The organism is Luteolibacter sp. LG18 (assembly GCF_036322585.1).
Classification (GTDB): domain Bacteria; phylum Verrucomicrobiota; class Verrucomicrobiia; order Verrucomicrobiales; family Akkermansiaceae; genus Luteolibacter.
In genome coordinates, this window is sequence record NZ_AP024600.1 from 1,902,921 (window position 1) to 1,916,075 (window position 13,155).

General features: G+C 66.9%; 10 protein-coding genes. 8 read left to right on the forward strand and 2 right to left on the reverse strand.

The features are described 5' to 3' along the window. Positions 1-7 precede the first annotated feature (7 nt). From llg_RS07915 to hflC, 4 genes are all read left to right on the forward strand, one after another. Positions 8-1,477 (forward strand): leucyl aminopeptidase family protein, encoded by a 1,470-nt coding sequence (locus llg_RS07915; protein WP_338289199.1) that lies wholly within the window; start codon positions 8-10, stop codon positions 1,475-1,477. Between the two features lie 62 nt (positions 1,478-1,539). Then, positions 1,540-3,453: a cation-translocating P-type ATPase gene (locus tag llg_RS07920; RefSeq protein ID WP_338289201.1), complete on the forward strand. Its 1,914-nt coding sequence runs from the start codon at positions 1,540-1,542 to the stop codon at positions 3,451-3,453. 58 nt (positions 3,454-3,511) lie between these two features. After that, the gene (gene hflK, locus llg_RS07925) at positions 3,512-4,513 is read left to right on the forward strand and encodes an FtsH protease activity modulator HflK (protein WP_338289202.1); all 1,002 of its coding nucleotides are present in this window, start codon (positions 3,512-3,514) and stop codon (positions 4,511-4,513) included. Positions 4,514-4,527: 14 nt separating this feature from the next. Further along, the gene (hflC, locus tag llg_RS07930; protein WP_338289203.1) at positions 4,528-5,508 is read left to right on the forward strand and encodes a protease modulator HflC; all 981 of its coding nucleotides are present in this window, start codon (positions 4,528-4,530) and stop codon (positions 5,506-5,508) included. 19 nt (positions 5,509-5,527) lie between these two features. Here the strand turns inward: hflC and purN are convergent, their stop codons facing one another. Continuing rightward, positions 5,528-6,106, reverse strand: a complete 579-nt coding sequence (purN, locus tag llg_RS07935) for a phosphoribosylglycinamide formyltransferase (RefSeq protein WP_338289204.1) — start codon at positions 6,104-6,106, stop codon at positions 5,528-5,530. Between the two features lie 353 nt (positions 6,107-6,459). On the opposite strand from purN, the gene llg_RS07940 reads away from it, so the two are divergent. From llg_RS07940 to llg_RS07955, 4 genes are all read left to right on the forward strand, one after another. After that, the gene (locus llg_RS07940) at positions 6,460-7,560 is read left to right on the forward strand and encodes an aminopeptidase (RefSeq protein WP_338289205.1); all 1,101 of its coding nucleotides are present in this window, start codon (positions 6,460-6,462) and stop codon (positions 7,558-7,560) included. Positions 7,561-7,650: 90 nt separating this feature from the next. Further along, a complete protein-coding gene (locus llg_RS07945; protein WP_338289206.1) occupies positions 7,651-8,952 on the forward strand; it encodes a DUF3142 domain-containing protein in 1,302 nt (433 codons plus the stop codon). Next, the gene (locus llg_RS07950; protein ID WP_338289207.1) at positions 8,936-11,197 is read left to right on the forward strand and encodes a hypothetical protein; all 2,262 of its coding nucleotides are present in this window, start codon (positions 8,936-8,938) and stop codon (positions 11,195-11,197) included. The genes llg_RS07945 and llg_RS07950 overlap by 17 nt, the downstream gene beginning before the upstream one ends. Positions 11,198-11,210: 13 nt before the next feature. Further along, positions 11,211-11,819 carry a DUF2238 domain-containing protein gene (locus llg_RS07955; protein WP_338289208.1) on the forward strand — a complete coding sequence of 203 codons (609 nt, stop codon included), beginning with the start codon at positions 11,211-11,213 and terminating at the stop codon, positions 11,817-11,819. Between the two features lie 4 nt (positions 11,820-11,823). On the opposite strand, the gene llg_RS07960 is transcribed toward llg_RS07955, so the two are convergent. Continuing rightward, a complete protein-coding gene (locus tag llg_RS07960; RefSeq protein WP_338289209.1) occupies positions 11,824-13,116 on the reverse strand; it encodes a hypothetical protein in 1,293 nt (430 codons plus the stop codon). Between the last annotated feature and the right edge of the window lie 39 nt (positions 13,117-13,155).

A 13,155-nucleotide genomic window follows, 5' to 3' on the forward strand; every position in this document is an offset into this window, starting at 1 on the left:
ATTGGCCATGTCCACCATCACGCTCCGCCGCTCCAAGTCCTCCGCCACCCAGCCGCTCGCCATCCTCCTGCCTGCCTCCGATGAGGCGGGGAAGGGGCTGCCCGCGCCGCTGGCCAAAGCCCTCAAGGGCATCCCGGTCGGGGCGAAGGACACCCGCACGGTGGTCGATGCCGCGGGCCGGATCACGGTGATCGTCGGGATCGCGGAGCAGGCGGGCACCGCCGCGCTGCGTCTCGCCGCCGTCCGCACCGTGAAGGCGATGCGGGATCTCGGCGTGAGTGATTTCAGCTTCGACCTCACCGCGCTTCCGGCCGGTGGCGACGATGAGGCGACCGGCCGCGCGCTGGCGGAAGGTCTGACCATCGCCACCTTCGACAGCAAGCCGTTCGCCGGTGCCGCCTCCGCGGCCAAGCCGACGGCCGCGTTCAAGGTTTCCCTGGACCCGCGTTTCCACGCCGGCTTTAAGACCGGCCTGCTCCTCGGCCAGGCGGTCAATACCTCCCGCACCCTCGCGGCCACCCCGCCCAACATCGCCACCCCGGAGTGGATGACGGTGCGCGCCCGGGAAATCGCGAAGACCCACGGCATGGCGTTCCGCGTCATCGGGGCGGCCGAGGCGAAGAAGCTCCAGATGGGCGGTCTGCTGGCTGTCGGCGCCGGTTCCGCGATCCCGCCACGGCTGGCCGTGATGGAGTGGAATCCCTCCGGGAAGAAAACCGCGCCGGTGCTGCTGGTCGGGAAGACCATGACCTACGATTCCGGCGGCCTTTCCATCAAGCCGGACGGCGGCAAGGGCATGAAGGCGGACAAGGCGGGCGGTTGCACCATGCTCGCCACCATGGAGGCCCTCGCGCTGCTGAAGGTGAAGACCCGCGTGGTCTGCATCCTCGCCATCGCGGAAAACATGATCGATTCCGCCTGCTACCGTCTCGATGACGTGATCACCCATGCCAATGGCGTGACCAGCGAGATCACCAACACCGATGCCGAGGGCCGCCTGGTGCTTGCGGATGCGCTGGCCTGGGGCACGAAGACCTACAAGCCTTCCGCCGTGATCGATGCCGCCACCCTCACCGGCGGCGTGCTGGTCGCGCTGGGCCGCACCATCACCGGCGTTTTCAGCAATAACGACGATCTCGTGAAGGTGCTGGAGGAGGCTTCCCAGCAAGCTGACGAGCGCGTCTGGCGCTTGCCGCTCGATGAATCGCTGCGCGACCAGATGCGCGCCAGCGTCGCCGACCTGCACAACTCGTCGCCCTACCGGTTCTCCCACGCCGGCACCGGCGCGGCCTACCTTTCCTTCTTCGTTGGCGAGGATGCGCCGAAGGCAATGCCCACCACGCCTTGGCTGCACCTCGATGTCGCCGGCACCGCCGTCAGCGATGGCGACCACGATTGGCAGGGGCTCTACCCGAAGGGCCCGACCGGCTGGGGCGTGAGAACGCTCGCTGCCCTGCTCGCGGGGTGGGGGAAGTAGCCGCGCGCTACTCCAAACACCCACCTTGCGATCTAACAAAAGGTGGGCGATGATGGCGGGCGATGCACGATCACGCCCACGGCCATGACCACGCGGAAGGCCCGTCCTGGCAATTGCTGCTGGCCTCCGCCGCGGGCTGCGGGATCTTCACCCTGGCCGGCGTGATCCTCCAGCGCACCGGCGCACCGCCGAACCTCGCTTATGCCGCCTACGCCGCGGCCTATCTGTCCGGCGGTTGGGATGCCGCGCTCGACACCTATGACCGGCTGAAAAGCTTCCGCCTCGACATCCATTTCCTGATGCTCGCCGTGGCCATCGGCGCGGCGGCGATCGGCGCGTGGTGGGAGGGCGCGGCGCTGCTGTTTCTGTTCTCCCTCAGCAACGCGCTCGAGGCCATGGCGATGGCCCGCACCGAACGCGAGATCAAGAGCCTGTTCCGGGATGCGCCGAAGACCGCCACCCTCATCACGGCGGATGGGGCCGAAAAGGAAATCCAGGTCGAGTCCTTGCAAGCGGGCGACCAGGTCCGTGTCCTGCCCGGCTCGCAGTTCCCCGCCGATGGCCGCGTGATCCACGGCGAGTCCGCGGCCGACGAGGCCTCGCTCACCGGCGAATCCGAGCCCGTCGACAAGGCGCCCGGCGACACCGTCTTTGGCGGCACGCTCAATACCTGGGGCGCGGTCGATGTGGTCGTCACCCGGCCTCCGCACGACAGCGCGCAGGCCCGCATCATCCACCTGATCCGGGATGCGCAGGCCAGCAAGGCCCCCTCGCAGCGGTTCACCGACCGCTTCGGCACCGGTTACACCCTCGGCGTGCTCGGCCTCTCGCTGGTGATGTTCCTGGTCTGGCGCTTTGGTTTCGGTCTGCCCGCTTTCGTGTCAGAGCCCGGGAAGTCCTCCGCGCTTTACCGCGCCATGACCCTGCTGGTCGTGTGCTCGCCCTGTGCGCTGGTGATCTCCATTCCCAGCGCCATCCTCACCGGCATCGCCGCCGGGGCCCGGCGCGGCATCCTGTTCCGCGGCGGTATCGCGGTGGAAAGCCTCGCGACCATCCAGCGGCTCGCGGTCGACAAGACCGGCACGCTCACCAAGGGCGAGCTCGAGCTCGTCTCGGTGGAAGCCGCCACGCCCGGCACCGAGGACGAGGTGCTGCGCCTCTCCGCCGGGCTTTCCCGCCGTTCCACCCACCCGCTGTCCCGCGCCATCGCCGCCACCTGGCAGAAGCGCCATGGCTCCGAGGCTCCCGCCGCGGACAAGGTGGAATCCATTGCGGGCCAAGGACTGCGTGGCGAAATCGGCGGCGCGGTCGTGGCCCAGGGCCGCCGCGGCCTGTTCCCGGGAAACGCGTGGGTCGCATCGTTGCCCGATCCGGAGCCCGGCCTCACCGAGGTGCTGGTCGGTTCCGGCACCACCGTCGGCCGCATCCTCCTCCGCGATGGGCTCCGTCCGGAATCGAAGGGCCTCATCGCCCGGCTCCATCAGGAGGGGCTGAAGGTCACCATGCTCACCGGCGATCGTCCGCAGGCCGCGGAACTGGTGGCGAAGGAGCTGGGTCTCGATGAAGCCCGCTCCGGTCTCACGCCGGAGGACAAGGTCGCTGCGATCAAGGCTTGGCGTTCCGCCGGGGAGCGCGTGGCGATGGTGGGGGATGGCGTGAACGACGCTCCCTCGCTGGCCGCCGCGGATGTTTCCATCGGCATGGGCCTGCGCGGTTCGGATGCCGTGCTAGAGCAGGCGGACATCGTCCTCACCCGCGACAAACTCGAAAAGGTGATCACCGCGCTCGCGATCAGCCGCCGCGCCACCCGCATCATCCGCCAGAACCTCGCCATCTCGCTCGGCGTGGTGATCGTCCTCGCCCTTTCGGCGCTCGGTGCGTGGATCCCGCTGCCGATCGGCGTCCTCGGCCACGAGGGTTCCACCGTCATCGTCGTGCTGAACAGTCTGCGTCTCCTCTTCACGGAGCGGGATTGAAAAATCGCCCCGAGGTTCCACTTGTGGGAAGGGCCGGGAATTTCGTTAGGTTCCTGGCATGGCAGCCAGAGTGTTTGAAAAGCCGGTGGTGGAGGTCGGGCGCGCGCCGGTCAGGTTCCGGTTCCGATATCTCCTGTATTTGCCGGCGCTGATCGTCCTGCTGATCGGCTTCTTCTCCTCCTACTACACCGTCTCGCCCGAGTCGGTGGCGGTGGTGAAACGCTTCGGCAAGCTCAAGGAGATCGCCGATCCCGGACTGCATTTCAAGATCCCCTTCGGCGTGGACACGGCCATCATCGTGCCCATCCGCCGCCAGCTGAAGCTCGAGTTCGGCTTCTCGTCCCCGAATGCCACCAATCCCTACCAGGCCAGCCGCGAACCGGATTTCGAGCGCGACATGGTCACCGGCGACCTCAATGCCGCCCAGGTCGAGTGGATCGTCCAATACGTGATCGCCTCGCCGAAGGACTACCTCTTCCATGTCCGCAACACCGAGGCCACTCTCCGCGACCTCACCGAAAGCGTGATGTGCGAGATCATCGGCGACCGCACCGTGGACGAGGTCCTCACGATCGGCCGCGCCGAGATCGAGGCGAAGGCCCTCGAGCGCCTCGTCGGCCTCCTCAAGGAGTTCAACATGGGCCTGCGCGTCGAGCAGATCCAGCTCAAGAACGTCCATCCGCCCGCGCTGGTGCAGCGTTCCTTCGACGAGGTGAACCGCGCCCAGCAGGAACGCGAGCAGATGATCAACGAGGCCAACGGCGAATACAACCGCGTGATCCCGAAGGCCAAGGGCACCGCCGACCAGCGCGTGTCCGCCGCCCAGGGCTACGCCGTCCAGCGCGTCAACGAGGCGCAGGGCGATGTCGTCCGCTTCAAGGAACTGCTCGCCCAGTATGACAAGGCCCCGGCCATCACCAAACGACGCCTCTATCTGGAAACGATGAACGAGGTCCTGCCCCAGCTCGGCAGCAAGGTGATCCTCGATGAGGACGCGAAGCAGTTCCTCCCGCTCATGAACCTCGACAAGGCCGTGGCCATCCCGGCCCAGAAACGCTGACCCTTTTCCTCCCCATGAAACACATCCTCTCCGCGCTGATCGCGCTCGGCCTGTTCGTGGCCCTGATCGTGTTCGCGAGCTGCACCTACACCGTGGACGAGACCGAGCAGGTCTTCATCACCGAGTTCGGCAAGGTCGTGGGCGAACCCGTCAACGCCGATCCGGCCCGCAACGAGGCGGGCCTGCACTTCAAGAAGCCCTTCGTCCAGGACGTCAACCGCATCGAGAAACGCATCCTCGCCTGGGACGGCCCGGCCACCGAGATGCCCACCCGCGACAAGCTCTACATCTCGGTCGACAACTTCGCCCGCTGGCGCATCGCCGATCCGCGGAAATACTTCGAGCAGCTCCGCGACGAACGCACCGCCCTCTCCCGTCTCGATGACATCATCGGCAGCGAGACCCGCAGCATCATCGCCGGCCACGACCTGATCGAGGTGATCCGCAGCGAGAAAGACCGCATCCCCGCCCGCGATGAATCGCTCGCGGGCGGTAACCCGAACCTCGGTGCCCTGCCCGCCATCCGCTACGGCCGCAGCGTGCTCTCCCAGCAGATCCTGGACGCCGCCGCGCCGAAGGTCCGCTCCTGGGGCATCGAACTCATCGACGTCCGCTTCAAGCGCATCAACTACAAGTCCGGCGTGATCGAGAAGATCTACACCCGTATGGCCTCGGAACGCCAGCAGATCGCCAACCGCTTCCGCTCGGAAGGCGAGGGCGAGGCCGCCAAGATCATCGGCCGCAAGGAGCGCGACCTTCTCTCGATCCAGTCCGAAGCCTACCGCAAGGAGCAGGAGATCAAGGGCAAGGCCGACGCCGAGGCCACCGGCATCTACGCCGCCGCCTACAGTTCCAGCCCCGGTGCCGCGGACTTCTACCAGTTCGTGAAAACGCTGGAGACCTACGAGCGCTCGCTTTCGAAGGACACCACCGTGGTCTTTACCACGAACAGCGAGCTCTTCCACCTGCTCAAGCAGATCGAGCCCGCGAAGTAACCCTCGCCGGGCTCCGGGCTCACACGCCCAGTTTCGCCGCCACCACCCGGATGGCCTCCGGGTAGAGCCGGTGCTCCTCCACCTGGATGCGCGCGTGCAGCGTCTCCGCCGTGTCGTCCGGCAGCACCGGCACCGCGGCCTGGAGGACCGCCGGGCCGGTGTCCATCCCGGCATCCACGTAGTGGACCGTGCAGCCGCTTTCGGTGGCACCGGCCGCCAGCGCCTGCTTCCAGGCATCGACGCCCGGGAAGGCGGGCAGCAGCGCGGGGTGGATGTTCAGAATGCGGTCCGGGAAGGCCTCCAGCAGCGGCTGCTTCACCAGCCGCATGAAGCCCGCCAGGCACACGATGTCGACGCCCGCCGCGTGCAGTTGCTCCGCCGTCGTGGCCTGCACCTCGTCGGGGAACTTCGTCTTGAACCCCAGGCAATCGATCACCCCGGTCGGAATCCCGCGCTTCGCCGCGCGTTCCAGGATGAAGGCCCCCGGGTTGTCCGAAAGCACCAGCGCGATCTCCGCGTCGAGCGTGCCCGCGTCGATCGCGTCGAGGATCGCTTGCATGTTGGAACCGGAACCGGAGCCGAGGATACCGAGGCGCATGCCCGGGTGTAGGACGCCGGGCCGGGGTTTTCAACCGCCAAGGCATTGCTTTCCAAAGCATCCTACTGGAAGTAGTCTGCCCCAGTGAAGCGAAGCCGTTCCAAAGCCTCGGGAAAGCCTAGGAATCACGGTGATGATGCCGCTCGATCCGCTGCATCAAACGCTGGAGCTCGAGTGCTTTGCACGCTGACTGGCGCGCGGGTGTTTGCAGGTTTGCCAGACGATGAGCCCCTGACTTTGGAACGAACGCGCCAGATGCTTTCGAATTTCCCCTGATGGGCGCTCGGCTCCGACCGGACCACGCCGTCACGCATTGGAACTTGGCAGTTCCCGGGGAGTTGACAGCATGGCGCATGCACGATGCCCGTATCGACGCCCTCGCCCGCCAGTTGGTCCGCTACTCCACCTCGCTGAAAAAGGGCGAGAAGGTCCTCATCGATCTCTACGACGTGCCGGATGCCATCGGCATCGCCCTGATCCGCGAGGCCCGCGCGAAGGGCGCGCTGCCGGTCGTCCGCATCCACGATTCCCGCATCACCCGCGAGATGCTGTTCGGCGCGGAGGACGCCCAGTACTCCATCATCGCGAAGCACCTGCTGGCCGAGATGAAGGACATGGACGCCTACCTCGCGATCCGCGGCAGCCACAACATCGCCGAGTCCTCCGACGTCCCCGCCGAGCGCATGAAGCTCGCCATGAAGCACCTCCGCCCGGTCATCGACCACCGAGTGAAGAAGACCAAGTGGTGCGTCCTGCGCTGGCCCACCCCGGCCATGGCCCAGCAGGCCGGCATGAGCACCCAGGCCTTCGAGGACTTCTACTTCGACGTCTGCCTCCTCGACTACAAGGCGCTGATCCCCGCCATGAACGCGCTGAAGAAGCTCATGGACAAGACCGACCGCGTCGAGATCACCGGCCCCGGCACCCACCTGAAATTCTCCATCAAGGACATCCCCGCCATCGTCTGCGGCGGCACCCACAACATCCCGGACGGCGAGGTCTTCACCGCCCCGGTGCGCGATTCCGTGGAGGGCGTGATCACCTACAACACCCCGACAATCTACCAGGGTATCCCCTTCGACAACGTGCGGCTCGAGTTCTCCCAGGGCAAGGTGGTCAAGGCCGAGGCCGGCGCGAAGACCAAGCAGCTCAACAAGATTCTCGATAGCGACCCGGGCGCCCGCTACATCGGCGAGTTCGCCATCGGCTTCCACCCCGTGATCCGCGAACCGATGCGGGACATCCTCTTCGACGAGAAGATCGCCGGTTCCTTCCACTTCACCCCCGGCCAGGCCTACGAGGAAGCGGACAACGGCAACCGCTCGCAGGTCCACTGGGACCTCGTCAACATCCAGCGCAAGGACTACGGCGGCGGCGAGATCAAGTTCGATGGCAAGGTCATCCGCAAGGACGGCAAGTTCATCCCCGCCGCCCTCGCGAAACTGAACGGCTGAACGTCCATCAAGGAGTAGGGACATTTCTGTCCCGTTCTTCCTCCCTCGTGAGGGCATGAAATCGGCTGCAGCACGGAGTTCCTCTGAATTTTGAAATCTCCCATTTCAAATTTCAAATCGGCCCTCCTGCTCGGCTGCGTCGCCGCCCTTGCCTCCTGCGACAAGCCCAAGCCCTCCGCCTCCGCTCCTGCTACCACCTCCGGCCCGTTGGTCCAGCGGGCCTATCTCTGGCAGCGCGATTGGACCCGCCAGGTCTCCCAATCCACTGTGGCCCATGCCGGCGCCTTCGACACGCTGGACCTGCTCGCCGCCCAGATCGAATGGCGGGAATCCGCCTCTGAGCCCTCCCTCGTCCGGCCCGCGATCGATTGGCCTGCCCTCCGCGCCACCGGCAAACCCGTCGGCTTCGTCGTGCGCGTCCAGCGGGCAGGCGAGGGGGCGGCGGTGGCGGAAACGGTGACCCGCCTCCTGCTCGATCGCCTCGCCGAAGCGAAGGCGGAGTCCGTTTCCGTCGCGGAGTTCCAGATCGACTACGACTGCCCGCAGAAGCGCCTCGCGGACTATCAAGGGTGGCTCGTTCCCATCCGCGAAGGATTGCGCGCCACCGGCCTGCCGCTGCGCATCACCACCCTCCCGAGCTGGCTGGGGGAACCGGCCTTCGCACCACTCGTGGATACCACCGATGGCTACGTCCTCCAGGTGCACTCCTTCGATCTCACCACCCTGGGGAAAACGCCCACCGTCTGTGATCCCGCCATGGCCCGTGATTGGGTCGCCCGCGCCGCGAAACTCGGTCGACCGTTCCACGTCGCCCTGCCCACCTACCGCTGCCTCGCTGGCTATGCCCCGGACGGCCATTGCCTCGGCATGGCTGCGGACGCCGGCTCGCCGCCGTGGCCACCCGGCACCCGTGTCCTCGAATTCACCTCGGATGCCACCGCCCTCGCCAACCTGGTGATCGAATGGACCAAAGAACGCCCCGCCGCCATGCAGGGCCTCTACTGGTACCGCCTGCCCATCGAGGGCGAGTCGCGGAACTGGCGCTGGCCCACCCTTGCCGCCGTGATGGCGGGACGCGTGCCGGTTTCGAAATGGGAAGTCCGCTCCACTCCCGGAAACCCCACCGACTTCGTCCTCTGGAACACCGGCGAAAACGACGACCCGCTTCCGTCCGCGATCCGGGTCACCTGGTCGGGCTCGGGACAGGTCGCCGTCGCCGATGCCCTCGGTGGCTGGTCCTGTCAGACCTCCACGGACCACGTCGAATTTCATGCTGCTTCCCGTGGTATGCCCGTCAGGCTCGCCCCTGGAAATTCGGTTCCGCTCGGATGGATTCGCTATCACGAGGCACCACCCTCTGATAGGATGATGTCTTATGAAATCGTCCGCTAGGTGGTTGCGCGGTCTGCCGCTGCTCGCGTTGTTCACCGCGTTTCCGGACCATGCCTTCGCCACCGGCGGCTGGGTGCCGGAGCGTTTCCTGGATGAGGGCGGCCAGAGCCTGAAGGGCGCGCCGCAGTTCTACTGGGACATCGAGGTCACCCGCCTCGCGAAGCAGTATGCGGAGAAGGATCTGCCAAAGCTCAAGGCGGATGTGCCCGAGGATCCGGAGCAGGACAGCGGGTCCGCTTCCACTGCCAAGGCAGACCACGACGACTTCGAGGCCGCCCTCAAGTCCGGCAAACTGAAACCCGCCAACGCCGATGCTGCCCGTGCCGCCCATGCGGAGATGCGCACCTGGCTCGATCTGGATGGCCCGGATGAGGAACGCCCCAAGCTGACCGAGGCGGATTCCGAGTTCGCGGATTATCACAAGGGCGCCGCGATGGTCGCGGACGACAAGCCCGCGGAGGCCAAGGCCGCGTGGGAAAAACTCCTGCGGCGTCCCGCGGAGGAGCGCCACTACCGCACCGTGTGGGCCGCCTACATGCTCGGCAAGGTGTGCCTGGAGGACGCGAAGACCCGCGCCGACGCCATCGCCTGGTTTGTGAAATGCCGCCAGTATGCCCGCGAGGGCTTCGCGGACTCGCTCAACCTCGCCGCCGATAGCTATGGCTGGCAGGCCCGCGCCGAATACGATTCCGGCGACCGCCCCGCCTCCGCCCGCCACTACCTCCAGCAGCTCGCCCTCGGCGATACTTCGGCCGTCGCTTCCCTGAAGCTGCTGGTGCCGGACCGGGAACTCGTGGACGGGCTCGGCGTGCTGTCTTTTGCCACCCTTTCCGAACCCGCCGGGGAAGATCCGAATGCCCCCGCCGCCCCCGATGACCCGCAGGTCGAGGCCAAGGTGAAGGCCGCCCGCGAGGCCGCGCTCACCGCGCTGGCCGCCGCCGCCAAGGATGAAGTCCTCCGCCAGCTCGTCACCGCGCACATCCTCGCCGCGGGATCGTCCTACACCTATCAGGACGGCCACGCCCGGGCCGCCCGCTGGCTGGACACCATCAACAAGCTGAAGCTCGATCGCGTCGAAGGCGCGGCCTCGCTCGGTTGGGCGGCCTACGAGGCCGGACGTTTCGACGAAGCCGCGAAATTGCTGGCGCTGGACAAGCCCGCCTCCTCCCTCGGTCAGTGGCTTCAGGCGAAGCTCGCGTTGCGGAAGGGCGACTTCGCCGGAGCCTCCGGCCTCATGACCGGGGTGGTGCCCCAGCTCCCCGAGGACGCCGCCACCCGCTACGAGAGTTTCAGCTATCTCCCGAAAGCCTCGGCCTCCGCGGACCTCGGGGCCTCCCTGTTGGCGCAAGGCAAGTTCCAGGAAGCCCTCTCCGCCTTCTGGAGCGGCGGTTGTTGGGCGGATGCCGCCTACGTGGCGGAGCGCCTGCTCACCACCGATGAACTGGTCGCCTTCGTGAAGGCGAACGCCACGCTTCCCGATGACGCGAGGGGAAAAGACGATGAAGAGGAAACCCCGGCGAGATTGCACCACCGGATGAAGGACAAGCTCATGAATCTCGCCGGCCGCCGTCTGATTCGGGAGGACCGCAATGCCGAGGGCCGTGCCCTGCTCGATCCGGAAGCCCGCGGGCTCTTCGATCAATTCCGCGAGCTGGGTGCCGTGGGCAAGGACGAGAAGAAGCCGAAGAAGGAACGGGCCAAGGCGCTCTTCGATGCCGCCTGCATCCTCGAGGATGGTTCCTCCTGGTGCGGCACCGAGGACGATGTCGTGCGCGCGAACTGGGGCGGCTATGCGCCGGAGCACCCGGATGTGATCGTCCAGTCACGCCTCACCGGGAAATCGAAGTTGGTCGGAGACGATGGAGACGAAGACAAGGCCAAGCTGGTCGCCAACTTCGTTCCCTCCTCCGAGGCCGAACGCAAGCGCCTCCAATCTCCCGCCGGCCAGCAGCGCATGAAACAATACGTCCGCCAGGCCTCCGCCCTCGCCGTGAAGGCCGCGGGCCTGCTCCCGGACAACACCGAGGAAACCGCCGACGTCCTCAACCAGGCCGGCCGTTGGATCCAGGACCTCGACAATCCCGGTGCCGACAAGATCTACTTCCAGATCGAAAAGCGTTGCCCGAAGACCGAGATCGGCAAGGCGGTGATCGCGAAGCACTGGTTCATCGAGCCCGACGGCCCGTGGACCGGCAGCTCACAGGAATCCAACGAGCAGCTTCCGGCGAAGAAAGACGATCCGTGACATGCCGGGAAAAATGAAATCCCGCGGCCTCATCCCTCTCCTCGCCTGCGTCCTGCCCGTCCTCGCGTGGTCGATGTGGCGACCGTATGACTGGCCCACGTGGGCCATGGAAACCGCGCCGGTGTTCCTCGGGTTCGGCGGACTCATCATCGCCGCGCGGAAAGGCTGGGCGTTCTCGAATTTCGCCCTCGTCTGCATCGCCCTCCACATGATCCTCCTCATCGTCGGCGGACACTACACCTACGCGCGCGTGCCGCTGGGCGAGTGGGCGAAGGACTGGTTCCATTTCCAGCGCAACCACTACGACCGTCTCGGCCACTTCGCCCAAGGCTTCGTCCCCGCGGTGCTGTTCCGCGAGGTGATGATCCGGAACCGCGTCATCGCCCGCCGCGGCTGGCGGGAGTTTCTCACCGTCTCCTTCTGCATGGCCGTCAGCGCCGTCTACGAACTCCTCGAATGGTGCGCCGCGCTGGTGTCCGCCCAGGCTTCCGAGGCTTTCCTCGGCACCCAGGGCGATCCGTGGGACACGCAGGAGGACATGTTCACCTGCCTGATCGGCTCCCTCGTTGCCGTCGTGCTCACCCGTTTCTTCCAGGACCGCTCGATCCGGAAAAGGAGTTGAGGCTTCAGCCGAGGAGGGGCTTCCCGGAGGCGGAGTCTCCTGAGTGCGAATGACCGGTGGGTGCGTATCGTTTCCGCCACCACTTCCTCGCAAACGCCACCACCACCGCCGCCAGCGCGAGCCCCGCGCCATCCGCCAGCAGATCCCCGAGATCCCCCCGGTCCCACGCTTGGTGGAGCTGGTAATTCGGCAGCGCTTCGGAGGCGAAGGCGATCACCGCCGCGATCGGCCACACCCGCGGCCGTGCGAACCCGAACAAGGCGACTCCAAAGGCCCCGAAAGCCACCACATGCAGGAAATTGAACCGGTCGCGCAAACGCCGGATCCCCTCGTCCACGGCCCGTTCCTCGCGTTTCTCCGGAGCGGGTGGGGGAGGCGGCGACTGCAGCACCACCGGAGGTACCGGAGCCACCACGGGAGGCGGCTCGGCCACGGGCGGAGGAATCACGGGCACCACCGCCACTGGAGGTTCCACCGGTGCCGGTGCGACCGGCGCGGGAGGCTCCGGCGGCTTGGGCACCACCGGCGGAGGCGGAATCGGCGACCCGAGCTGGAACTGCCCCGCCAGCGTCCGCGCGCAGAACCGCGGCTGCGGAAACACCAGGAACCACGTTGCGCCCACCAACGCGCACCCCGCCAGCACTGCCCGCGGCCATTTCCACCGCCCCAGCGCGGGCACCACCCACCACGCTGCCCATGCCACCCACAGCACCACCAAGCCGCTGGCGACCGGGCGGAACCACGCCCGCTGCCGCACCATCGAGATTTCCACGTTCCGCACCGCCATCGAGCCGTGCGAACCCCAGTGCTCCAGCGCGAACCGCAGCTCGCCGCTGCCCGGCACCAGGTCGAACACCGCCTCCTCGTGGTGCCACGGTGCGCTGCCATAGGCGCTGATGATCCCATGGTCATGGGGAAAGACCGCGCTGCCATCCTTCTGCCTGCCATAGACGATCGCCCGCGCCGTCGCCCAGCGGACCTCGCCATCCTGCACCACCTCGTCCCACTTCGCGTCCAGCTCCACGTGCAGAAACCGCACGTCGTTCAGCGTGCCCAGCACCCGCTCGACCTGCGCCGCCGGGTCGCCCGCCTTCAGGTTCCGCGCGATCGTCACCGCCCCGCTGACATCCGGATTGGCCTCGCGGCCCTTGCCTCCCTTCCACTCCCATCCCGGCAGCCCCGGCTCGAACGGTCGGGAAAGCGGCGGTCCCGCGTGCTCGAAGCGGAATTGCCACGCGGCCACCGTCAGCGCCGCCAGCACCAGCGCGGCCAGGAGTTTGGAAAGAAGCCGTTTCATGGGCACGAAAAAGGCGGGAGCATCGCTGCTCCCGCCCGA

Coding starts and splice junctions, on each gene's coding strand:
- llg_RS07915 (WP_338289199.1), top strand. CDS start 8: ATGTCCACCATCACGCTCCGCCGCTCCAAGTCCTCCGCCACCCAGCCG.
- llg_RS07920 (WP_338289201.1), top strand. CDS start 1,540: ATGCACGATCACGCCCACGGCCATGACCACGCGGAAGGCCCGTCCTGG.
- hflK (WP_338289202.1), top strand. CDS start 3,512: ATGGCAGCCAGAGTGTTTGAAAAGCCGGTGGTGGAGGTCGGGCGCGCG.
- hflC (WP_338289203.1), top strand. CDS start 4,528: ATGAAACACATCCTCTCCGCGCTGATCGCGCTCGGCCTGTTCGTGGCC.
- purN (WP_338289204.1), bottom strand. CDS start 6,106: ATGCGCCTCGGTATCCTCGGCTCCGGTTCCGGTTCCAACATGCAAGCG.
- llg_RS07940 (WP_338289205.1), top strand. CDS start 6,460: ATGCACGATGCCCGTATCGACGCCCTCGCCCGCCAGTTGGTCCGCTAC.
- llg_RS07950 (WP_338289207.1), top strand. CDS start 8,936: ATGAAATCGTCCGCTAGGTGGTTGCGCGGTCTGCCGCTGCTCGCGTTG.
- llg_RS07955 (WP_338289208.1), top strand. CDS start 11,211: ATGAAATCCCGCGGCCTCATCCCTCTCCTCGCCTGCGTCCTGCCCGTC.
- llg_RS07960 (WP_338289209.1), bottom strand. CDS start 13,116: ATGAAACGGCTTCTTTCCAAACTCCTGGCCGCGCTGGTGCTGGCGGCG.